Here is a 21,847-nt window from a genome sequence, read left to right on the forward strand (position 1 = left end):
GGTGCGCGGCGCTGCAGAGGAGATAGATCATGAACGCTCTCGCCCAGATCGATTCGCCGCCTATCGACGTGACGCCCGATGGTTCCGACTACGAAACCGTCCGCCGCGTCATCGAGATGATCACGCTCGATTACCGCGACCAGCCGTCGCTGGAGGCGATTGCCTCCGAGCTCGGCCAATCGCCGACCCAGCTCCAGAAAGTATTCACCCGTTGGGCCGGGCTGTCGCCCAAGGCTTTCCTTCAGGCCGTGACCCTCGATCATGCCAAGCGCCTGCTCGGCAAGGAGGAACTGCCGCTGCTCGAAGCCTCCTACGAGCTCGGCTTGTCCGGTCCCGGCCGCCTCCACGACCTGTTCGTCACCCATGAGGCGATGTCGCCCGGCGAATGGAAGGCGCGCGGCGGCGGCCTGACGATCCGCTACGGTTTCCACCCGTCGCCCTTCGGCGAGGCACTGGTCATGGCCACGGATCGCGGTCTCTCGGGCCTTGCCTTTGCCGATCTCGGCCATGAACAGGCGGCGCTCGACGACATGATGCGCCGCTGGCCGAATGCCGAATACGTTGCCGACCAGGAGATGACGGCGCCTTATGTCGGCCGCGTCTTCGACCGTGCGAACTGGTCCTGCGATCGGCCGCTGAAGGTCGTGCTGATTGGCACCGATTTCCAGGTGCGCGTCTGGCAGAGCCTCTTGAAGATCCCGTTCGGCAAGGCCGTCACCTATTCCGACGTCGCCAACGACATCGGCCAGCCGACCGCCAGCCGCGCGGTGGGTGCGGCTGTTGGAGCCAACCCGATCTCGTTCGTGGTGCCCTGCCACCGGGCACTCGGCAAGAGCGGCGCGCTGACCGGATATCACTGGGGGCTGACGCGCAAGCGGGCGATCCTGGGCTGGGAAGCGGGAAATGCGTAAGGGGCCGAACGCTTGAGTTCAGCGTTCAGGTTCCATTGCCGGCCCGCGAGCAGGCAGATACCAAGTCGCCAGCAAAAGTCATGGATGGCCTCTGAGGATTGCGGGATTGCCAATTGGGGAATATAAGCGATTACTGAAGTAATCGTCGAAGGACGCGGTCGGGTGCATGAGCGCAAATACCAGAGATCGAAAAGCTTTCTAGGCGCCAAGATCATCTTCAATGGCGATCATTCGGCCTTCGACTGCATCGTCAAGGAAATCTCGGCCGGCGGCGCGTTGATCAAGATCGAGAATGCCTTGTCCGTGCCGGAGAGCTTCGGCCTCGCCCTGTCGGATGGCCGACGTTTCGAATGCGAAGTCCGCTGGCGGCGGATCAATTCCCTCGGAGTAGAGTTCCTGACGGCTGCCTGATTGCCCGTTCGTTCACGCGCGGCCGGTGGTGCAGCCAAGGGTCAGGCCGCCCCCTGTGCGCTCTCGGAGGGTTCGTTCAGCCGCAACAATTCCCTGGCCGCAGTCTCATCGGTGATCAGCGTGTGGCACCCGATCCTGCGGATCGTTGCGCGGATCGCGACCGCCCGGTGCGCGCCACCCGATGACAGCACGATGTGCCGGGCCTTTTTCAGCGTATCGAGATCCACCGACATCACCCGCTCGTTCAGCTTGTGATCCACGGAGCGGCCTTCCTCGTCGAGAAAGTTGAACATCGTGTCGCAGACGCAGCCGGCTGCGATCAGCCGGTCGAGCTCCGCCTTGGAAATGAACCCTTCCGACAGCGAGGTGGAATGCGGGCCGATGTCGCCGCAGCTCACCACCGCGAGATCGAGATTTTCGGCAAGGTCGTAGATCGTCTTCAGCCCGCATTCCTCGATCAGCGCCCTTTTGGTCTTGACCGAGTCGACCAGAAGCGGGGCGAGGAACATGTAACATTCGGCACCGAGCTGGCCCGCGAAACGCCAGGTGTAATCGATCGGATTGGTCTGGTGTACGGCGACGATGCCGCCGAGCAGCGACACGACCTTGCAGTTCTTCCGCCGCGGCGGGCGAAAGCTGCCGAGCGAGGCGGTCATCGTGCGGCCCCAGCCGACGCCGATGGTCATGTCGTCCTGCACCACTTCGGAGAGGAATTGCCCCAGCGCCAGCCCGACCGAGCTGGCGAGCGCCGCAGCGCTGTTGTCGCGCGGGGCGGGCACGACCACGGCCTCGTCGAGGCCGTAAGCCTTTTCCAGCCGGATCGCCAGCTCGACGCAGGTATCGATGCCCTCGCTGATCCAGATCTGCACCTCGGAGCGCTTCATAGCCTCGTCGAGCAGGCGGATCACAGTCGAGCGGCTCAAGCCCAGCCGTTCGGCGACATCTTTCTGCGTCAATCCCTGGTTATAATAAAGCCATGCCGCCCGCAGCCTCATGGAGGCGGCTTCGGAATAGGCGGTGTGGGTCTCGCGTCTGAGCCTAGCCAACGGGCCTCCGGGACGATGATGGACAAGCGAGATGATACTTGTTCCAACTGACACATATGTCAATTCCGAAGGACAAATGTCTTGACTTTTTAACCGCGGGCGGGGGATAGTTCTTACCAACGCGCCGGAGGAGCCAAATCGCGCAACAGGCGTTTAGTTCTCCATATATCGAGGAATATTCGGATGACGTCTAAACTAGAGCAGCTTCGTTCCATGACCACGGTCGTTGCCGATACCGGCGACATCGAGGCGGTCGCCCGCCTGAAGCCCGTGGATTGCACCACCAACCCGACCATCGTCCTGAAGGCGCTCGGCACGCCCATCTTCGCCGACAAGGTCCGGGAAGCGATCGCCTGGGGCCGCAAGCAGTCCGGCAATCCGGACGCAGTCGTGTCCGCCGTCGCCGACCGCCTGGCGATCACCGTCGGTGCCGCCCTGTCCGAGCTGGTTCCGGGCCGCGTTTCGACCGAAGTCGATGCCGACCTTTCCTTCGACACCGAAGCGTCGATCGCCAAGGCCCGCCAGATCATCGCCTCCTACAAGGAGCGCGGCATCGAGCGTGACCGCATCCTGATCAAGCTCGCCTCCACCTGGGAAGGCATCCGCGCCGCGGAAGTGCTGCAGAAGGAAGGCATCGACTGCAACCTGACGCTTCTGTTCTCCCAGGCCCAGGCAATCGCCTGCGCCGAAGCCAAAGTGTTCTTGATCTCGCCCTTCGTCGGCCGCATTCTCGACTGGTACAAGAAGTCGACCGGCCAGGACTACACCGCCGAGACCGATCCGGGCGTCGTGTCGGTGCGTGCCATCTACAATTACTACAAGGCGAACGGCATCAAGACGATCGTCATGGGCGCCTCCTTCCGCAATGCCGGTGAAATCGAAGCGCTGGCCGGTTGCGACCGCCTGACGATCAGCCCGGCTCTGCTCGACGAGCTCGACAAGGACACCGGCAAGCTGGAGCGCAAGCTCGTGCCGGAAACCTTCAACGCGGAGCCGTTGCAGTCGCTCGACGAGAAGTCCTTCCGCTGGATGATGAACGAGGACGCCATGGCGACCGAAAAGCTCTCCGAAGGTATTCGTGCCTTCGCCAAGGACCTCACGTCGCTGCGCCAGATGGTCAAGAAGGAACTGACCCTCGCGGCCGCCTGATACCCGCTTCCACCGCCGGCATGAAGAAAGGCCCGTCTCGCGACGGGCCTTTCTGTATTTGGCGAAGGCTCAGGTCCGCGCCGCGATCAGTCCGGCTTTCTGCTGACGAACAGGCCTGTTTCCTTCTCCACCTCGAGCACGCCGTTGCCGCGCTCGAATGCGGCGGCGATTGCTTGCCGGAACGCGTCCAATTGAGCCTCGTCCGCGCCGTCGCCGGGTGGGTAGGAAGTCAATGCCAGAAACACGTCCTCCGGATCTGTAATCCGCATTCTTGCCGGGTGCTGGGAGAAGGTCACATCGCCGAACCTCGCGCGCATCAACTCCTCGGCCTTGTCGTATCCGAAAACGGCCGCGCTCGGATCGAATGGCTCGCTGCCGAACACGGTGGTGAGTTCGTAGATGCCGCGCATGTTGCCCATGCCGTTGGTGGTGACCGCCAGCGAACCACTGGGCTTCAACACGCGGAACATTTCGGCGATTCCGGCTGCCGGATCGGGCAGGTGGTAGAGCATGTGCATGGCGATGACGACATCGAAGCTATCGTCGTCGAAGGGCAGGGTGGCAGCTTCCGCCTGACGGCCCGTGACCGACCCGAAGGGCAGGGGCGTGCAGCGTGCGAGCGCCTCTTCCACCATTCCGGAAGACTGATCGGCAAGCGTGAGATCGATATTTTCAGGTATATCGTTGATGACGGAGGCCCAGAACCAGGCCGGGCCGCAGCCGATATCCAGGACGCAGTCCCCCTCCCGCAGGGGCAGTTTCCGCGCAACCCACGGAAACCAGCCGGTTTCGGCGATCGTATATTCCCTGTTGAGGCGTCCGCGAGCAGCGAGCTTGCTGCTGTCGGCATATTGAACGGCGTTGCCCGAGGTGATCGACGACATGATGCCTCCCGCGGCGGCTCGCTTTGCGCACCAAATATCATATCTGGCGAGTTTGCAATTTTGCAACGGCAGGTAATCTCCGGCGGCGAATGACGGCCGCCGGAGAGGTCTGGTGTGGCGTCATCAGGCCGGCTGCGGCACCAGCTTGGCGGTACCCGGCTTGCGCAGCAGCAGGACGGAAACCGCGGCGATCATGCACATCACGCCGGCGATCTGCAGGGCCGGCATATAGGTGTTGAAGTCGCTCTTGAGGAATCCGGCACCGAAGGCAGCGGTGGCCGCACCGATCTGATGGCCGGCAAACACCCAGCCGAAGATCAGTCCGGCCCGTTCGCGGCCGAATTCGGCGGCGGCAAGCTTTACGGTCGGCGGCACGGTCGCCACCCAGTCGAGGCCGTAGAAGATCGCGAAGACCGACAGCTCGACGAAGCTGAAGCCGGAGAGGGACAGGTAGACCAGCGACAGGCCGCGCAGGCCGTAGAACCAGAACAGCAGCCAACGATTGTCATAGCGGTCCGACAGCCAGCCGGCGAAGATGGTGCCGAAGAAGTCGAAGATGCCGATCACCGCAAGCGTGCTGGCGGCGGTGACCGCTGCCATGCCGAAGTCGCCGCAGATCGAGATCCAGTGGGTCTGGATAAGCCCGTTTGTCGAGAGGCCGCAGACGAAGAACGTGCCGAACAGGACCCAGAAGGTGCCGCTCTTCGAGGCGTGGCGAAGCGCGCCGATCGGCGAATAGAGCGTCGCCAGGAACTTGTGGTCCTGCTTCGGCGCCGGCGTCACCGCGGTCTCGCCATAGGCCGGCAGGCCGACATCGGACGGATAGTCGCGCATCAAAAGTAGCACCAGCAGCATCGCGGCGGAGATGACGACGACCGTAAAGGTGAGCGCGGTGCGCCAGCCATAGGCTTCCGTCATGGCGGCGAGCAGCGGCAGGAAGACGAGCTGGCCGGTGGCGTTGCTGGCGGTCATGAGGCCGACGACGAGACCGCGGCTCTTGGAAAACCAGCGGGTCGCGACCGTTGCGCCGAGGACCAGCGCCGTCATGCCGGTGCCGACGCCGATCACCACGCCCCAGAGCGCCACGAGCTGCCAGACCTGGGTCATGAACAACGACAGGACAATGCCGCCCATGATCAGCGCCAGGGCAAAGGTGACGACCTGGCGGACGCCGAAATGGTTCATGAAGGCGGCGGCGAACGGTCCGAGCAGGCCAAAAAGTACCAGGCGGACGGCCATGGCCGAGGAGATGTCGGCGATATCCCAGCCGAACTCCTGATGCAGCGGCTGGATCATCACACCGGCCGACCCCATGGCGCCGGCGGTCGCCAGCATGGTCAGGAATGTGGTGATGGCGACCACCCATCCATAATGCAGATTTCTGGCCGCCATCCATTGGGCGGCGCGATTGGAGATCATGGTCTGTCCCTTTCCTGGTCGTTGCCGCACCGGCAGCTGATAAAATCGGGTATATACCCGCTTCTGGTTAAAAATCAGAGGGCTGCAAGCAGTTCCTGCAGTTGTCTGGTTTTCTCGGCCCCGAGCCGGGCCTCGATATCGTCCTGGACGCCGTCCCACAGCGGCGCGCCCTGTTTCAAGATCGCATGGCCCTGCGGTGCGACGGTCAGCATCGCTTCCCGCTGATCTTCGCCATGGCCGATCGCCACCAGACCCATGCGCTCCAGCACCTTGGCATTGCGGCCGACCGTCGACCTATCCAGTTCCACCTGGACGGCGAGATCGGTCAGCGAGATCGGCGCCAGCCGGTTGATGTTGCGCAGCAGGCTGAACTGCCCGATGTTGACGCCGAGCGGTGCCAGGGCCTCGTCGTAATAGGACGAGACCTTTCGGGAGGCCTTGCGCAACAGAATGCAATGGCAGGTATCGTTCGGCATAGAGCGGGTATATACCCGCGGTTCGATTTGTGCAAGAGGGATGCATCAAAAGCAGGGCCGTTCCGGAATGAAGCACGCCGTCTGCGAGAAAGACCTCCGGAGGGCGAAAAGAACCCTGCGGCTTAAAGCTTCCTCAACAAGAATAGGCGACTATCCCGGCACTATTCCATCCTGTTGTTCTGCGTAAAAATGGAGTTGACCATGCCGGAGTTCGGCAAGTGAAGGGTCTGAAGTTCCGGTTTTCCAAGAAGCTCGTCTTCATCCTCATGGGCAGTATCGTCGTTCTCGGCGGTGGCAGCGGCGCGGCGGCTGTGCTCATCGGCGCAGACAAGATCCTCGGCCCCTCCTATCTGGAGATCAACGGGCTGGAATGTACCGCGCTCGAAACGGTCAAGATCAAGCGGGACCAGCGTTACTGGATCCGCAAATATGTGGTGAGCGACGAGGCCGGTGACGGACTGGCGCGCATCCGCACGGCCTTGCGTGTCGCCAAGGCGGTCCAGGAGAGGGAAAAGGCCGATCTCGTCCAGGTGGCGATGATCGACAAGGCAGGCCCCCGCGACCGTGCCCAGATGCGCGGCCGCGCGATCGGCGCCCAGGTCGTCTATATCCCGGACCCCAAGAAGGCGCCCGAAGGCACCGACGCCCAGCCCTATTCAGCATACTACCTCGACGGTACCGCCAATTCGAACGGCGAATATTACGGCATGCGCATCGACCTGCCGCTCGAGGATGTCGAGGCGCTTACCGCCCGGCTGACCGACCACGCCGATTGCGTCGGCCCGGTTGTCGCCACGCCGGAAGGCGAACACGGCCAGAAGCCGAAGGCTGACGGTCACGGCGCGCCGAGCGCACCCGCCGGCCATGGTGAACCGGTCGCGAACGGTCATGGCGCTCCGGCGGACGCTCACGGCGCTCCGGCCGAGGGGCATGGCGGCGAGGTCGCTGCCAAGGAGAGCGGCGACTTCTTCAGTTCCGTCACCGGCATGATCTTCGGCTCTGGGCAGGAAGCCCCTGCGCAAGACCATGCACCCGCTGGCAATCCTGCCGCTTCTGAAACCCATGCCGCTGCCCAGGCAGCCACCACCCATGCTGCTCCGGCAGCCGACGCGCATCCGGCGCCCGCAGCACCGAACAAGTCCATTGCCTATCAGGCCCCCAATCAGGGCCAGGGCAACCAGAAGCCGGCCGCGGCTGCCCAGGTCGCATCTGCCGAACCGAAAAAGGAAGAGGGAGGTTTTCTCGCCTCGATAATGGGCATGTTCTCCGGCAGCGGCGAGCAGGAGAAACCCGGCGCAGCCCCGGCCGTCGCCAAGGCATCGGAACCCGCGCCCGCGCCCCGCACGTCTGCGGAAGGCGGCAAGCGCTGGTCGAAGCAGACCGATGGCGATGCCGTTCGTTCCGACGCGAAGCCGCCGGAAACGGCGCATGCCGAACCGGCTCCGGCCAAGACCGCCGGCGCCACGGACGCGGACGCCGCCGGCGCCGAATGGCTCGCAAAGCTCAGGGGCCAACCGGCGCCAGTTGCACCCGCGAAACCCGCCCGGGCGGTGTCGGCTTCGGATGCGAAGGATCCGGCTCAGAAGGTCGTGCATTGAGGGGGGAGTAAACCGGGCTCTCCGTCGTCATCCTCGGGCTCGACCCGAGGATCGAGCATCCGCAGTGCCCAGCCGGTGGATCCTCGGGTCGAGCCCGAGGATGACGACCGTGGTGGCCGTGGTGGCGGAGGCGAACCCTATCAATCCGCCTTGGCGCGTCTCGCCGGGAACAGGATCACATCGCGGATCGACGGTGAGTCCGTCAGCAGCATGACGAGACGGTCGACGCCAATGCCGAGGCCGCCGGCGGGCGGCATGCCCTGGTCGATGGCGTCGAGGAACTCGTCATCGAGCTGCTTGTCTTTTTCGCCGCGGGCATGGGCCTGTTCGAGCTGTTCGACCATGCGCTTGCGCTGCTCTTCCGGGTCGTTGAGTTCGGAGAAGGCGTTGCCCAGTTCCCAGGCGTTGCAATAGGTCTCGAAGCGTTCGACGAGGCGCGGTTCGCCCGGGACTTCCTTGGCGAAGGGCGAGATGTCCTTCGGGAAATGCGTCACGTGGCTCGGCTGGATCAGCGTGCCCTCGACCTTTTCCTCGAAGATGAAGGCGAGGCATTCGCCCCAGGTCCAGTCCTTCTCGACCGCAAAGCCGGCGGCCTTGGCGGCGGCGCGGGCTTCCTCGTCGGTCTTCATGGCAAGGAAGTCGATACCGGTCGCTTCCTTCACCGCATCGGGCATCGGCACGCGCTTGAACGGGCCCTTGAAGGACAGTTCCTTGTCGCCGAACTTCACTTCGGTCGTGCCGTGGATGGTCATGGCGAGCGTCGAGAACATGCGCTCGACGAGGTCCATCATGTCCTCGTAGTCGGCATAGGCCCAGTAGCACTCCATCATCGTGAATTCAGGATTGTGCCGGGTGGAGACGCCTTCGTTGCGGAAGTTGCGGTTGATCTCGAACACCTTGTCGGTGAGGCCCGAGACCAGCGTGCGCTTCAGGAACAGTTCCGGCGCAATGCGCAGGTACATGTCGAGCTTCAGCGTGTTGTGGTGGGTCTTGAACGGCTCTGCGGTGGCGCCGCCGTAGATCGCCTGCAGCATCGGGGTCTCGACTTCCATGAAGCCGTCGTTTTCCATGAAGCGACGGATGCCCGAGACGATGCGGCTGCGCTGCTGGAAGCGGAGCTTGGACTCTTCGTTGGTCATGATGTCGAGATGGCGCTTGCGGTAGCGTAGCTCGATGTCCGACAGGCCGTGCCACTTTTCCGGCATGGGGAGCAGCGACTTGGTGAGCATGGTGATGTTCTGGGCGTTGATGGTCAACTCGCCGCGCTTGGTGCGGCGCACGACGCCTGTCACGCCGATGATGTCGCCGATATCGACCATCGGCAAAAGGTCACGCGCTTCCTGCGGCGTGGTGTCCTTGTGGGAGAAGATCTGAACCTTGCCGGATGCATCGTGGATGTCCATGAACATGCCGGAATTGCGCGAGGAATAGACCCGGCCGGCGACGGTGACGATATCCTGCGTCTCGACGTCCGCTTCCAGGTTCTTGTATTTCTCGGCCAGTTCCGCATTGGTCATCGTCCGGTGGAAATGCGCCGGATAGACGTCGCCGATCTTTTCGCGAAGCAAAGCGAGTTTCTGGGCGCGCACCTGGGTGGCGTCGGAGGAGAGGGCGGTTTCGGTCGTCGTGTTGTCGGTCATCGTGTTTCGCCTTCTTCGGGCAGGTTTATGTTGTTTCGCCGGTGCGGCTGGCTCGGCGTAATCCTCCCCACAATGGGGAGGGGACCCGTCGCGTATGCCTTTACTTTCCGTCGCCTACCATCGAGGCCACCACCGTCGCCGCGACCTTCAGCCGCTGGCGAACCACCGAGCGGCCGAGCAGGGCCATCGAGTCGAACAACGGCAGCGAACGGGACGAACCCGACATGGCCACGAACAGCGGCGGGGTGACGACGCGCAGTTTCTTGCCGAGACGGTCGGAAATGGCGCGCAGCTCGGCGTCGATCGTTTCGGTGTTGAACTCGAGCATCTTTTCGAAATCCGCCTGCACCGTATTGATGATCTCCAGCGTTTCCGCCGGGCTCGTCTTCAGGCCAGCAAACGAAGCAGGCGTCAGGCCGACATCGTTGGACAGGAGGAAGCCGGCAAGGTTCGGCAGCTCGCCGAGCCTGGAAATTCGGCTCTGCGACAGTTTCAACCCTTCGGTCAGGCGCTGGTTTTCCATCGCCCATTCGAGCGTCCGCGCGATGAACTCTTCCGGAGACAGCTTTTCGCGCAGCCAGCGGCCGTTCAGCCAGTCGAGCTTCTGGATGTCGAAGATCGCGCCGGCCTTGGAGAGGTTGTCCGGGTCGAACTTTTCGATGAGCTCGTCCATGGTCAGCATCTCTTCGCCTTCGGCGATCTGGATGAAGAACAGGCCCAAAAAGTTCATCAGCGCTTCCGGCAGGTACCCGAGCGCGGAATAATAGGAGATCGAGGTCGGATTCTTGCGCTTCGACAGTTTCGACTTGTCGGCGTTGCGCATCAGGGAGAGGTGCATGAACACCGGCTGTTCCCACTCGAAATAGCGGTAGAGCAGGATGTGCTTCGGCACCGAGGCCAGCCATTCCTCGCCGCGCGCCACGTGGGTGATCTTCATCAGGTGGTCGTCGATGACGTTGGCCATGTGATAGGTCGGCATGCCGTCGCCCTTGATCAGCACCTGCATGTCGACCGAATCCCACGGGATCGACACGTCGCCGTAAACGCCGTCATGGAAGTCGCAGGAGCCCTCTGTCGGGATCTTCATGCGGATGACCGAGCCTTCGCCCGCCGCCATCTTGGAGGTCACTTCCTCGGCCGTCAGGTTCAGGCAAAGACCGTCGTATTTCGGCGGCTTGCCGGCGGCGCGCTGGCCTTCGCGCATCTGCTCCAGACGTTCCGGCGTGCAGAAGCAGCGGAAGGCATGGCCCTTGTCGAGCAGCTGCTGGGCATAGGGCTGGTACATGTCCTTGCGGTCGGACTGGCGGTAAGGACCGTAGGGTCCGCCGACATCCGGGCCTTCGGCCCAGGTCAGGCCCGTCCAGCGCAGCGCGTCCAGAACCTTCTGCTCGAATTCTTGCGTCGAGCGCGTCGCGTCGGTATCCTCGATGCGCAGGATGAATTCGCCGCCATGTTTCTTGGCGAAGAGATAGTTGAAGAGCGCGATATAGGCGGTGCCGACATGCGGCTCGCCGGTCGGTGAGGGGGCGATGCGGACGCGGGGCTTCGTGGCGATCATGAAGAATGCTCTATCTGTGGCGGCCGGGAAGGCGCCAAGCCTGTTTTTGAAATGCGGATTGGCGCAGGCTTAGGCCATATTCAGCCGCGAGCGTCAAGGTTTTTGGCGTCAAGGTACTCGGCCGCAGCCCTACCTCACCGGCCAGACATAGAGTAGCGCCGGCACGCTGACGAGGATGATCAGGAAAGAAAGAGGCAGGCCGAGCCTCGGGTAGTCGGAGAACTTGTAGCCGCCGGGGCCGAAGACCAGCGTGTTGCATTGGTGGCCGACCGGGGTGAGGAAGTCGCAGCCGGCGCCGATCGCCACCGCCATCAGAAACGCCTCCGGCCGAAAGCCGAGACTGGTGGCGAAGCTCGCGGCGATCGGCCCCATGACGAGCACCGTCGCGGCATTGTTGAGGAATGGCGTCACCGCCATGGCAGTGACAAGGATCAGCCCCAGGGCACCCCAGGCCGGAAGCGTCGCGGCCACCTGGCCGAGCCAGCCCGCGATCAGTTCGCTGCCACCGGTGGTCCTCAACGAATCCGAAACCGGGATCAGCGCCGCCAGCATGACGAGGATCGGCCCGTCGACAGACTTGTAAAAGTCGTTGAGCGGGATCGCCCGGAAGACGACCATGCCGAGGGCGGCGGTGAAGAAGGCGACGGGGACCGGGGCGACGCCAACTGCGGTCGCAGCCATGGCAAGCGCCAGGATGACCAGCGGAATGAAGGCGCGCCGCTGTGTCCCGAGCAGGATTTCGCGCTGGGCGAGCGGCAGCAGGGAAAAATCCTGCAGCACGGCGGGCAGGTTCTTGCGGCTGCCCTGCAGCACCAGCACGTCGCCGGCCATCAGCGTCAGCTCGCCCAGCCGCTGCTTCAGCCGTTCGCCGCGCCGGCTGATCGCCAGAAGATTGATGCCGCGCGTATAGGAGAGCGCCAGTTCCTTGGCGGACAGGCCTTTAAGCGACGATTCCTGGGTGATGATCGCCTCGACCGAGATCACGTCCGTCTGTGCCTGGCCTTTTTCCTTCAGCGGCTTGCCGGACAGTTTCAGCCTGCCGCCGGAGACGATCCGGTCGAGCGCCTTCGAAGGGCCTTCCAGCATCACCACGTCGCCTTCGCGCAACGTCAGGTCCGGAAAGGGCGACATGCGGGACGTCCCGCGCAAAACGGCAGTGGCCAGCACTTCGCCGTCGGCATGCTTCAGAAGGTCGCTGAGCGGCTTTTCCAGCATCGTCGAGCCGGCGGTCAGGGAGACCTCTGACGTGTAATCGGTGATCTCCACCGCCTCTTCGATCGAGCTGTTCTCCCGCGTGCGGCTCGGCACCAGCCAGTGAAAGAAGAGCAGGAAGGTGATGCCGACGACGGTGAGGATCGCTCCCATCGGCGTGAAGTCGAACATCGTGAAAGACCTGCCGGTCAGCTCTTCGCGCAGCCGCGAGACGACGATATTGGGCGAAGTGCCGATCTGGGTCATCAGCCCGCCGAGCAGGGCGGCGAAAGCCATCGGCATCAGGTATTTCGATGGCGAGGCGCCCGATTTCCTGGCGAACTGGAAGGCGACCGGCATCATGATCGCCAGAGCACCAATATTCTTGATGAAGGCGGAAAGCACCGCCACGACGATCATCAGCAGCGCGAGCTGGGTGTGCAGCGTGTTGAGGTTCGGGAAGAATTTCTTGATGGCAGTATCGACGATGCCCGAGCGCGCCACGCCTGCGCTGACCACCAGGGCGCTGCCGACGATGATGACGATGTCGTCCGAGAAGCCGGAAAACGCCCTGTCGACCGGCACGACGCCGAGCGCAACGGCCAGCACCAGCGCGCAGCAGGCGACCACATCATAACGGAACCGATCCCAGATAAAGACCGCCATCATGATGGCGATGACGGAAAACGCGAGGATCTGCTGAGTGGTCATGCCGCCCTTGACGTCGAGAGGTCCAGCGGGAGAATCACCGCTGGCAGAAGGATGGAGATGGTGCGGTCGCGCAGCCGATCAATGTGGTGAGGCTTAAAGTTCCAGCGCAGTGGGCGCAAGAGGGACCTATCCACTGGACAACGCAGGTCGCTTCGCTAGGGTATGGCCGTGGGGCTATTGAATTGTTTTGAATGGAGATTTGTCGATGACTGATGTTTTGAACGTGCCGGTGAAGCTGGCCGATGGCCGCGAGACGACGCTTGCCGAATACAAGGGCAAGGTGATGCTGGTCGTCAACGTCGCCTCGAAATGCGGCCTGACCAAGCAGTACGAAGGCCTCGAAAAACTCCACGAAGACAAGCGCGGCGATGGTTTCGTGATCACCGCCTTCCCGGCCAACAACTTCAAGGGCCAGGAGCCCGGCACGGATTCCGAGATCGTCGAATTCTGCCAGCTCACCTATGACGTCAAGTTCCCGATCTTCTCGAAGATCTCCGTGAAGGGCGAAGACAAGCATCCGCTCTACCAGGGCCTCACCGGCTCCGGCGTACCGACCACCGGCGACGGCCCGATGAAGGAAAAGCTGCGGGGTTTCGGCATCGAGGTCGAAGACGGCGAGATCGTCTGGAACTTCGAAAAATTCCTGATCGGCCGCGACGGCGAGATCAAGGCCCGCTTCGCGCCCGACGTCGATGCGCAGGACAGCCGCCTAGTCGACGCGGTCGAACGGGAACTGGCGAAGAACTGAGCGGCCCCGCAAAGCCGGAGCAATTCCTTGCATTCCAACTAGGCCGCTTCAGTGATCGCCATTTCTGCCGTGATGCGATCCCAGGGAACCTTGACCAGACCCTCCGCGGTCTTTTCGATTAGACCGACCTCGGCCAGAGCGACCACGTCGGCATGGACCCCGCGATAATCCCGCTTCAGGGAATGAGCGAGCTGGCGGATCGAGGAGGTGCCAGCCGCTTTCAGGGCGCGCAGAAGCCGCCAGCGATTGGCGGTCAGCACCTTTAAGAGAAGATCCATGCTTTCGAAGGCGATCTCGCCCGGCTGCAGGCTGAAATCGCCGGCGTCGATCCGTGCTCCATCCCTTGTCGCGTTTTCGAAAAACGCGTCCATATTGGAAACGTGGATCCGAACTTCGCTCATACCTTCAACTCCCGGCGGACATCGTCTTCGAAATCCCCGATCATCCGTTCGAGGCTCTCGAAACGATAGGGCTTCCTCATGATCGCGATAATGGCGATGATCGCCTTTGCCAGCTTCGTTGTCGTAGCCAATAATTCGCTCTCCCGGGCGTCCGAAGAAAAGCGAATATTTCAATCCATGTGGACGTTCCACGTTGGGATCGGGAAGCTGCCAGACCTTCATCTGGATGATCCTTCCATCATCCAGATGAAATTTCCGATCCATAATTAGGGTCGCTCGCGCCATTTGATGCTTTATCTGGCATATGCTGAATATGGCATCAAGGTGATGCTCGACTTGATGGAAGGGAAACGCCACCATCAATGCAGCGTCGTTCCGCCGCCCTTCTTCTTGCGGGCGTTCTTGGCGAACATGTTGAGCGCTTCTACCGCCGCGGAGAAGGCCATGGCGGCGTAGATGTAGCCCTTGGGCACGTGCACGCCAAAACCTTCGACAATCAGGGTGCCGCCGATCATCAGCAGGAAGGCGAGCGCCAGCATGACGATGGTCGGGTTTTTCTCGATGAAGTTTGCAAGCGGGGTGGCGGCGATCAGCATGACGGTGACGGCGGCGAGGACGGCGACCACCATGATCGGCAGATGCGGGGTCATGCCGACGGCGGTGATGATGCTGTCGATCGAGAAGACGAGGTCGAGCAGCAGGATCTGGCCGATCGCAGACGCAAAGCTCATCTTCAGTACGTCCTTGCCGGCGCCGACCAGGTCTTCCTTGTGGTCGTCGACATCGACGGAGTGATGGATTTCCTTGGTCGCCTTCCAGACGAGGAAAAGGCCGCCGGCGATCAGGATCAGATCCTTCCACGAGAAGCCGTGGCCGAAGGCCTCGAAGATCGGGTTGGTAAGCTGGACGATCCAGGCGACGGTGCCGAGCAGGGCGAGACGCATGACGAGCGCCAGGCCGATGCCGATCTTGCGGGCACGCTCACGGTTTTCGGGCGGCAGCTTGTTGGTGAGGATGGAGATGAAGATGAGGTTGTCGATGCCGAGCACGACTTCCATGACGACGAGGGTGACAAGCGCCACCCAGGCGGCCGGATCCTGAACCAGCACGACGATATCCTGCATCAACATTCCCTTCTTTCAATCTCAAGGCGTAATTGCCTGACCGATTTAAGGATTGATGAGCGGAAGACAAGAGGAGGTTGCGCTACAACCTCCTGAAATCAGGCATGTTCTTTCGTTTTTGCGGTCACGGAATTGTCATGGACGCCATAGGCTGCCATGAAAACCCGGATCGCTCCGGTAACGACGTGGTCGATCTCGTTGAACGGCGGGACGTCGTCGAGATCGCCGAAAAGGCGAAGCTTGAAGAAGGTGCCGCTTACCATGTCGACGAATTGACGGGCTGCGAGATCGGTATCCTCTACCTTGAGATTGCCGAGCTCCACGTGGCGTCTGATGAAATCCTCGAGCACGGTGCGGACGTTCTGGGTCGGCGAATTGAAAAAATGCCGACAGAGGCTCGGCAGGCGATCGACGACGCCGATCACGGTACGCATCGCCTCGATCACCTGCGATGCGGTGATGTGCGTCGCAAAACCCATGCCGAAGCGGTAGAGGCCGTCCTCGACCTCCTCGCTGCCGGCGAGAATATCACGCATGCGCAGCGTGATCCGTTCGCGCTCACGGGCAATGATCGCGCCGAAAAGGTCTTCCTTGTTCTGGAAGTAGACGTAGATCGTCCCTTTCGAAACACCGGCCTCGCGGGTGATGTCGTTCATGCTTGCCGCGTCGAAGCCGAGCTTCATGAAGACGCTTTTTGCCCCGTCGATAATCTGCTCCCGTTTCGCCGGGTCCTCGCCCGCTGCGAAACGTCCGGCGGGAACCGGATCACACCTTTCCAGTTTCCTTGTCTGCCTGGCCATTTCGATGCCCTTTTTTAACCTTTTCGAACCGAGCGGTTCGATTGCCCTTGATATGTGTCATCGATGGGTCTATGTCAAGCTCGCTGAACCGATCGGTTCGATGGAATACGACGCTCCCAAGACGGTAGATACAAGATGACGTCCTCTCAGAATTCCGGCGCACTGCGCGCCGTGACGATGGAAAACGCTGGCCTTGCCAAGGTTGAGGCCCTTAAGGACTCGCCGGCTGCGGAACAGCCCGCGACGGCCGAGGCGATTGCGGTTCCCGCGGTCGCCAAGGCGCCTGAAAAGAAGAAACGCCGCAGTCTGCTGTTGCCTGTCATCGCGCTTGCCCTCCTCGGTGGCGCTGGCTGGTATGGTTACAACTGGTGGATCGATGGTCGGTTCCTGGTTTCCACCGACGACGCGTATGTCGAAGGCGATATCGCGGTGATCTCGCCAAAGGTGTCCGGTTATGTCGCCAAGGTCAATGTCGTCGAGAACCAGGCCGTCAAGGCGGGCGAACCGCTCGTCACGCTCGACGACGGCGATTATCAGCTTGCACTTCGCAAGGCACAGACGGCTATCCAATCCGCCAATCTCGCCGTCTCCCGCATCGACGCGCAGATCGTCGGCGGCGAAGCGGCGCTGAAGCAGGCCCAGGCCCAGCAGGGCGCTCTCGAAGCCGCGGTTCGCGGTGCCGAAATCACCCAGAAGCGCGCGACGAGCCTGCAGGCAAGTGCGGTCGGCACCGCCGCCGCGCTCGACAATGCGGAGATCGCGCTTGAACAGGCCCGCGCCAATCTCGTTGCCGGCCAGGCGGCAGTCGCGTCGGCCCAGGCCAATATCGGCCTCCTGCGTGCCCAGCGCGACGAGGCGGTCAATACGATCCATACCCAGGAACTCGCCCGGGACCAGGCCCAGCGCGACCTGAACTTCACGGTCCTGAAGGCACCCTATGACGGCGTCATCGGCAACCTCTCCGTCCAGACAGGCGATCTCGTCTCGACCGGCAAGCGGCTCGCGTCGCTGGTGCCGCTGACCGAGCTCTATATCGAGGCGAATTTCAAGGAAACCCAGCTCGGCAACCTGCAGCCGGGTTCCAAGGTCCGCGTGCACGTGGATGCTTATGAGGATCACAACATCACAGGCACTGTGGTGTCGATCGCGCCGGCTTCCGGCGCCGTCTTCTCGATGCTGCCGCCGGAAAATGCGACCGGCAACTTCACCAAGGTCGTGCAGCGCGTTCCGGTTCGCATCTCGATCCCGAAGGAAGACCTCGAACGCCAGCGCCTTCGTGCCGGCTTGAGCGTCGTCGTCGACGTCGATACCCGGACCGCGCCCGGCATCAGCGCCGTCGCTGCCAAGTAAAGAGAACCAAGGAGAGCGGCCATGGCAGGAGCAACGGCCACGGCGGGTCCGCCCCCTATGGCGATGCCGGCCGATCAGCCGATGGACAGACGCAAGCTCATCGCCTTCTTCGCGATGGTCTTCGGCATGTTCATGTCGATCCTCGACATTCAGATCGTCTCGGCCTCGCTCGCGGAAATCCAGGCCGGCCTTTCCGCCGGCTCGGATGAAATCGCCTGGGTGCAGACCTCCTACCTGATCGCCGAAGTGATCATGATCCCGCTGTCGGGCACGCTTGCCCGCATCATGTCGACGCGCATCCTGTTTTCCATGTGCGCGGCGGGTTTCACGCTGGCCAGCATCCTTTGCGCCACTGCCACGAATATCGACGAGATGATTGTCTATCGCGCCATCCAGGGCTTCATCGGCGGCGGCATGATCCCGTCCGTCTTCGCGGCGGCCTTCACCATTTTCCCGCCGTCGAAGCGCAGCATCGTGTCGCCGATCATCGGCCTCGTCGCGACGCTCGCCCCGACGATCGGCCCGACGGTCGGCGGTTACCTTTCCAATTCCTTCTCCTGGCACTGGCTGTTCCTGGTCAATGTCATCCCCGGTATCATCGTCACCGTCGTCACCTTCACGCTGATCGACTTCGACAAGCCGCAGCTTAAGCTGATGAAGAAGTTCGACTGGTGGGGGCTCGCCTCCATGGCGGTCTTCCTCGGCGCGCTGGAATACGTTCTGGAAGAAGGCAACAACAAGGACTGGTTCAGCGACGACAAGATCGTCATAGGCACAGTCTTCATCGTCAGCGGCGCAGTAGTGTTCTTCTGGCGTGCCTTCAAGGTCGAGTTCCCGATCGTCGATCTGAGGGCATTCGGCAACGCCAATTTCGCCTTCGGTTCGCTGTTCTCGTTCATCATGGGCGTCGGGCTTTATGGGCTCACTTATCTCTATCCGCTCTATCTCGGTCGCGTCCGTCACTACGATTCGCTGATGATCGGGGAGACGATGTTCGTTTCGGGCATCGCCATGTTCGTCTCGGCGCCGCTCGTCGGACGGCTGTCGAACAGTGTCGACCTGCGCATCCTGATGGCCGTCGGTTTCGGCTCGTTTGCGGCTGGTACCTGGCTGATGACCGGCATCACCGCCGATTGGGATTTCTACGAGCTGCTGCTGCCGCAGATCCTGCGCGGGTTCGGGATGATGATGTGCATGGTGCCGATCAGCAATATCGCGCTCGGGACGCTCGCGCCGCAGCGCATCCAGGGCGCGTCCGGCCTTTTCAACCTGACCCGCAACCTCGGCGGTGCGGTCGGCCTTGCGGTCATCAACACGGCGCTGACCCAGCGTTCAGACGAGCACTACGCCCGGCTTTCCGAGCACGTCAACTACGGCAATCCGGCAGCGCTCAACTGGCTGGACAGCGTCGGCGCCAACTACAATTCCTTCGGCCTCGACGGCAGCGCCGTGGCGCTCCAGAGGCTCTCCGGCATCATCACCCAGCAGGCTCTGCTGCTTTCCTTCATGGATGTCTTCTTCATCCTGACGGGGCTGTTCGGCAGCCTGATCTTCTTCGTCTTCCTGATCGCCAAGCCGGCCCGCCCCGCGGGCGCCGGTGGCGGCGGGCATTGATTGCAGCATTCCACCGCCGGGAGAGGGGCCGCCACGCGAGTGACGGCCTTTTTCTTTGGGTGTTCGAGCTTGCGTGAAACACGTACCTCAAATTTTGATTTACGTACCTCAGAATTTCCGCTAACACGGTCGGCGGAGGAATTCATGAAGCCCACAGTCCACGACATCGCGAAGATCGCCGGCGTCAGCCTTGCGACTGTCGACCGGGTTCTCAACGGCCGGCCGGGCGTGCGTTCCGTCACCCGCGGCAAGGTCGAGGATGCGATCATTTCGCTCGGGTACGTGCGCGATCTCGCCGCCGCCAATCTTGCGAAAAGCCGGACCTATTCCTTCGTCTTCATTTTGCCGGCCAACGACAACTCCTTCATGATCGGTCTCACCGAGGAAGTCCGCGGCGCCGTTGCCCGCTCCAGCTCGGAGCGCACCGACATCCGCATCGTCGACGTGCCGCCCTTCGATCCGGGCGCGCTGGTCGCATCGCTCGAGGCGGTCCTTGCCGAAAAGCCGGCCGGGGTCGCCTTCGTCGCTATCGACGCGCCGGAAGTTCGCGCGGCCGCCCGACGCCTCAGCGAGGCCGGCATCCCGATGGTGACGCTCGTGTCGGACCTGCCGGAGTCCTCCCGCGATCATTATGCGGGCATCGACAATATCGCCGCCGGGCGCACCGCAGGCAGCCTGATGGGGCGGTTCCTCAGCGGCCCGCTCATGGATGAACGGGGGGCGACCGTTGCGGTGCTTGCCGGCTCCATGCTGGTGCGCGACCACCGCGAGCGGCTGGAAGGATTTTCGACCGTCATCGCAAACGCCTATCCGAACGTCCATATCCTGCCCGTCCTTGAAGGCCGTGACGATCCGGCGCTCTCCGAGACGATGGTCGCGGAGGCGCTGCGCCGCAATGCGGACATTGCCGGCATCTACAGTCTCGGTGCCGGCAACCGCGGCCTGATCCGCGCGCTGCAGACGGCGCACGGCCCCCGCCGGCCGCTCGTCATCGCCCACGAACTCACCGCCTCGACCCGCGCAGCACTTTCAAACGGTGTCATCGACGCGGTTCTGAACCAGGACGCGGGCCACGAGGTCAGAAGCGCGATCCGCGTGCTGAAGGCCAAGGCGGACGGCCTGCCGGTGCTCGCCGCCCAGGAACGCATCCGTATCGACATATTCTTGAAAGACAATCTGCCCTGAAGGGCGGAGCATTAGGAGAACCACCATGTATCTCGGTCTCGATCTCGGCACTTCGGGCGTCAAGGCGATGCTGATCGACGGCGATCAGAAGATCATCGGTTCGGCGAGCGGATCACTCGACGTCTCGCGTCCGCATTCCGGCTGGTCGGAGCAGGATCCCGCCCACTGGATCCGCGCCACCGAAGAAGCGGTCGCCGGCCTCAAGGCAAAATTCCCGAAGGAGCTGGCGGCGGTGAAGGGTATCGGCCTTTCCGGCCAGATGCACGGCGCGACGCTGCTGGATAGCGAAGACAAGGTGCTGCGCCCCTGCATTCTCTGGAACGACACCCGTTCGCATCAGGAAGCCGCAGCCCTCGATGCCAACCCGATCTTCCGCAAGCTCACCGGCAATATCGTCTTCCCCGGTTTTACCGCCCCGAAGCTCGTCTGGGTCGCCAAAAACGAGCCTGACATCTTCGCCAAGGTCGCCAAGGTCCTGCTGCCGAAGGATTACCTGCGCCTCTTGCTGACCGGCGAGCATATGTCCGAAATGTCGGATTCGGCCGGCACGTCCTGGCTCGATACCGGCGCCCGCAAGTGGTCGTCCGAACTGCTCGCCGCGACGGGCCTTGACGAAAAGCAGATGCCGTCGCTGGTCGAGGGCACCGAACAGGCCGGCAAGCTGCGCGGCGAACTTTCCTACAAGTGGGGCATGGCGGAAGGCGTCGTGATTGCCGGCGGGGCAGGGGATAATGCGGCGTCGGCCTGCGGCATGGGCACGGTCGCGGAGGGCCATGCCTTCGTGTCGCTCGGCACGTCCGGCGTGCTGTTCGCGGCCAACGCTTCCTATCTGCCGAAGCCGGAAAGCGCGGTACATGCCTTCTGCCACGCACTGCCGAAAACCTGGCACCAGATGGGCGTCATCCTGTCGGCGACAGACGCGCTCAATTGGTATTCGCAGATCACCGGAAAAACGGCCGCCGAACTCACCCAGGAACTCGGCGATACGCTGAAGGCTCCCTCCAGCGTCACCTTCCTGCCCTATCTTTCAGGTGAACGCACCCCGCATAATGATGCGGCTATCCGCGGCGCCTTCATCGGCCTTGAACACGAAAGCAGCCGGTCGGTACTGACCCAGGCGGTCCTGGAAGGCGTGACCTTCGCGATCAGGGACAATCTCGAAGCCCTGAAATCCGCCGGCACCTCGATTTCCCGCGTTACCGCCATCGGCGGCGGTTCGCGCTCGCGCTACTGGCTGCAGTCGATCGCCACGTCTCTCGGCGTGCCGGTGGATATTCCGGCCGACGGCGATTTCGGAGCTGCCTTCGGCGCCGCACGCCTCGGCCTCATCGCCGCCACCGGCGCCGACCCGCTTTCCGTCTGCTCTGCACCGAAAACCGACGAGACCATCGAGCCGGTCTCCGGGCTGTCGGAGGCATACGACACCGCATACGCCCGCTACCGGGCGCTCTATCCGGCGATCAGATCGCTGGCGCATTGAATATGAGGCGCCCCCTCATCCACCTGCCGGCACCTTCTCCCCGAGGGGAGAAGAGGTTCGCGGCGGTGCCTCAGTTCCCCTCTCCCCTCGGGGAGAAGGTGGCCCGAAGGGTCGGATGAGGGGGCGACCCACCCGCCAGACAACAATTCGA

Annotated in this window: 20 protein-coding genes and 1 pseudogene; 9 read left to right on the forward strand and 12 right to left on the reverse strand. The window is 62.7% G+C overall.

Features of this window, described 5'->3' with window-relative positions:
• The first annotated feature begins 29 nt into the window (after window positions 1-29).
• Complete coding sequence (locus C5J26_RS00565; RefSeq protein ID WP_105400080.1) at window positions 30-911, forward strand: bifunctional helix-turn-helix domain-containing protein/methylated-DNA--[protein]-cysteine S-methyltransferase; 882 nt, start codon at window positions 30-32, stop codon at window positions 909-911.
• A 162-nt stretch (window positions 912-1,073) separates the two neighbouring features.
• Entirely contained in the window at window positions 1,074-1,322 is a 249-nt protein-coding gene (locus C5J26_RS00570) for a PilZ domain-containing protein (RefSeq protein ID WP_105400081.1), read from the forward strand.
• Window positions 1,323-1,363: 41 nt separating this feature from the next.
• Here the strand turns inward: C5J26_RS00570 and C5J26_RS00575 are convergent, their stop codons facing one another.
• Window positions 1,364-2,317, reverse strand: coding sequence for a sugar-binding transcriptional regulator (locus C5J26_RS00575; protein WP_371681891.1), 954 nt, complete (start codon window positions 2,315-2,317; stop codon window positions 1,364-1,366).
• Between the two features lie 234 nt (window positions 2,318-2,551).
• Between C5J26_RS00575 and tal the strand changes: the two genes are divergently transcribed.
• Window positions 2,552-3,517: a transaldolase gene (tal, locus tag C5J26_RS00580; protein ID WP_105400083.1), complete on the forward strand. Its 966-nt coding sequence runs from the start codon at window positions 2,552-2,554 to the stop codon at window positions 3,515-3,517.
• Window positions 3,518-3,603: 86 nt separating this feature from the next.
• Here tal and C5J26_RS00585 read toward each other — a convergent pair whose 3' ends face one another.
• The 3 genes from C5J26_RS00585 to C5J26_RS00595 form a co-directional block, all read right to left on the reverse strand.
• On the reverse strand, window positions 3,604-4,401 hold the full coding sequence (locus C5J26_RS00585) for a class I SAM-dependent methyltransferase (RefSeq protein WP_105400084.1): 798 nt from the start codon (window positions 4,399-4,401) through the stop codon (window positions 3,604-3,606).
• Window positions 4,402-4,524: 123 nt separating this feature from the next.
• Complete coding sequence (locus C5J26_RS00590; protein WP_105400085.1) at window positions 4,525-5,820, reverse strand: MFS transporter; 1,296 nt, start codon at window positions 5,818-5,820, stop codon at window positions 4,525-4,527.
• Window positions 5,821-5,894: 74 nt separating this feature from the next.
• The gene (locus C5J26_RS00595) at window positions 5,895-6,296 is read right to left on the reverse strand and encodes a MarR family winged helix-turn-helix transcriptional regulator (RefSeq protein ID WP_105400086.1); all 402 of its coding nucleotides are present in this window, start codon (window positions 6,294-6,296) and stop codon (window positions 5,895-5,897) included.
• Window positions 6,297-6,514: 218 nt separating this feature from the next.
• Between C5J26_RS00595 and C5J26_RS33070 the strand changes: the two genes are divergently transcribed.
• Window positions 6,515-7,894: a hypothetical protein gene (locus C5J26_RS33070; protein ID WP_206051144.1), complete on the forward strand. Its 1,380-nt coding sequence runs from the start codon at window positions 6,515-6,517 to the stop codon at window positions 7,892-7,894.
• Between the two features lie 140 nt (window positions 7,895-8,034).
• Here C5J26_RS33070 and lysS read toward each other — a convergent pair whose 3' ends face one another.
• From lysS to C5J26_RS00615, 3 genes are all read right to left on the reverse strand, one after another.
• Window positions 8,035-9,534, reverse strand: a complete 1,500-nt coding sequence (gene lysS / locus C5J26_RS00605; protein ID WP_105400087.1) for a lysine--tRNA ligase — start codon at window positions 9,532-9,534, stop codon at window positions 8,035-8,037.
• A gap of 100 nt (window positions 9,535-9,634) precedes the next feature.
• A complete protein-coding gene (gene gltX, locus C5J26_RS00610) occupies window positions 9,635-11,092 on the reverse strand; it encodes a glutamate--tRNA ligase (protein ID WP_105400088.1) in 1,458 nt (485 codons plus the stop codon).
• 129 nt (window positions 11,093-11,221) lie between these two features.
• Window positions 11,222-12,994, reverse strand: coding sequence for an SLC13 family permease (locus C5J26_RS00615; RefSeq protein ID WP_105400089.1), 1,773 nt, complete (start codon window positions 12,992-12,994; stop codon window positions 11,222-11,224).
• A 205-nt stretch (window positions 12,995-13,199) separates the two neighbouring features.
• Here C5J26_RS00615 and C5J26_RS00620 point away from each other — a divergent pair, with 205 nt between their 5' ends.
• On the forward strand, window positions 13,200-13,742 hold the full coding sequence (locus tag C5J26_RS00620; RefSeq protein WP_105400090.1) for a glutathione peroxidase: 543 nt from the start codon (window positions 13,200-13,202) through the stop codon (window positions 13,740-13,742).
• A gap of 38 nt (window positions 13,743-13,780) precedes the next feature.
• Here the strand turns inward: C5J26_RS00620 and C5J26_RS00625 are convergent, their stop codons facing one another.
• The 5 genes and pseudogenes from C5J26_RS00625 to C5J26_RS00640 form a co-directional block, all read right to left on the reverse strand.
• On the reverse strand, window positions 13,781-14,143 hold the full coding sequence (locus C5J26_RS00625; RefSeq protein ID WP_105400091.1) for a hypothetical protein: 363 nt from the start codon (window positions 14,141-14,143) through the stop codon (window positions 13,781-13,783).
• Window positions 14,140-14,274 (reverse strand): hypothetical protein, encoded by a 135-nt coding sequence (locus C5J26_RS33505; protein ID WP_256386070.1) that lies wholly within the window; start codon window positions 14,272-14,274, stop codon window positions 14,140-14,142. The genes C5J26_RS00625 and C5J26_RS33505 overlap by 4 nt, the downstream gene beginning before the upstream one ends.
• A pseudogene (locus tag C5J26_RS33620) lies at window positions 14,264-14,503 on the reverse strand (DUF6516 family protein); the annotation flags it as partial. The pseudogene C5J26_RS33620 and the gene C5J26_RS33505, both read right to left, overlap by 11 nt.
• The gene (locus tag C5J26_RS00635; protein WP_046608509.1) at window positions 14,503-15,267 is read right to left on the reverse strand and encodes a TerC family protein; all 765 of its coding nucleotides are present in this window, start codon (window positions 15,265-15,267) and stop codon (window positions 14,503-14,505) included. The gene C5J26_RS00635 and the pseudogene C5J26_RS33620, both read right to left, overlap by 1 nt.
• A 98-nt stretch (window positions 15,268-15,365) precedes the next feature.
• Window positions 15,366-16,067 (reverse strand): TetR/AcrR family transcriptional regulator, encoded by a 702-nt coding sequence (locus tag C5J26_RS00640; RefSeq protein WP_105400092.1) that lies wholly within the window; start codon window positions 16,065-16,067, stop codon window positions 15,366-15,368.
• 135 nt (window positions 16,068-16,202) lie between these two features.
• Here C5J26_RS00640 and C5J26_RS00645 point away from each other — a divergent pair, with 135 nt between their 5' ends.
• From C5J26_RS00645 to xylB, 4 genes are all read left to right on the forward strand, one after another.
• Window positions 16,203-17,417, forward strand: a complete 1,215-nt coding sequence (locus C5J26_RS00645; RefSeq protein ID WP_105400093.1) for an HlyD family secretion protein — start codon at window positions 16,203-16,205, stop codon at window positions 17,415-17,417.
• A 21-nt stretch (window positions 17,418-17,438) separates the two neighbouring features.
• A complete protein-coding gene (locus C5J26_RS00650; RefSeq protein ID WP_172745730.1) occupies window positions 17,439-19,031 on the forward strand; it encodes a DHA2 family efflux MFS transporter permease subunit in 1,593 nt (530 codons plus the stop codon).
• A 144-nt stretch (window positions 19,032-19,175) separates the two neighbouring features.
• A complete protein-coding gene (locus tag C5J26_RS00655) occupies window positions 19,176-20,216 on the forward strand; it encodes a LacI family DNA-binding transcriptional regulator (protein WP_105400095.1) in 1,041 nt (346 codons plus the stop codon).
• Between the two features lie 25 nt (window positions 20,217-20,241).
• Window positions 20,242-21,696: a xylulokinase gene (gene xylB / locus C5J26_RS00660; RefSeq protein ID WP_105400096.1), complete on the forward strand. Its 1,455-nt coding sequence runs from the start codon at window positions 20,242-20,244 to the stop codon at window positions 21,694-21,696.
• Window positions 21,697-21,847: the final 151 nt, after the last annotated feature.

The sequence above is a fragment of the Neorhizobium sp. T7_12 genome, assembly GCF_002968535.1.
GTDB lineage: Bacteria > Pseudomonadota > Alphaproteobacteria > Rhizobiales > Rhizobiaceae > Neorhizobium > Neorhizobium tomejilense.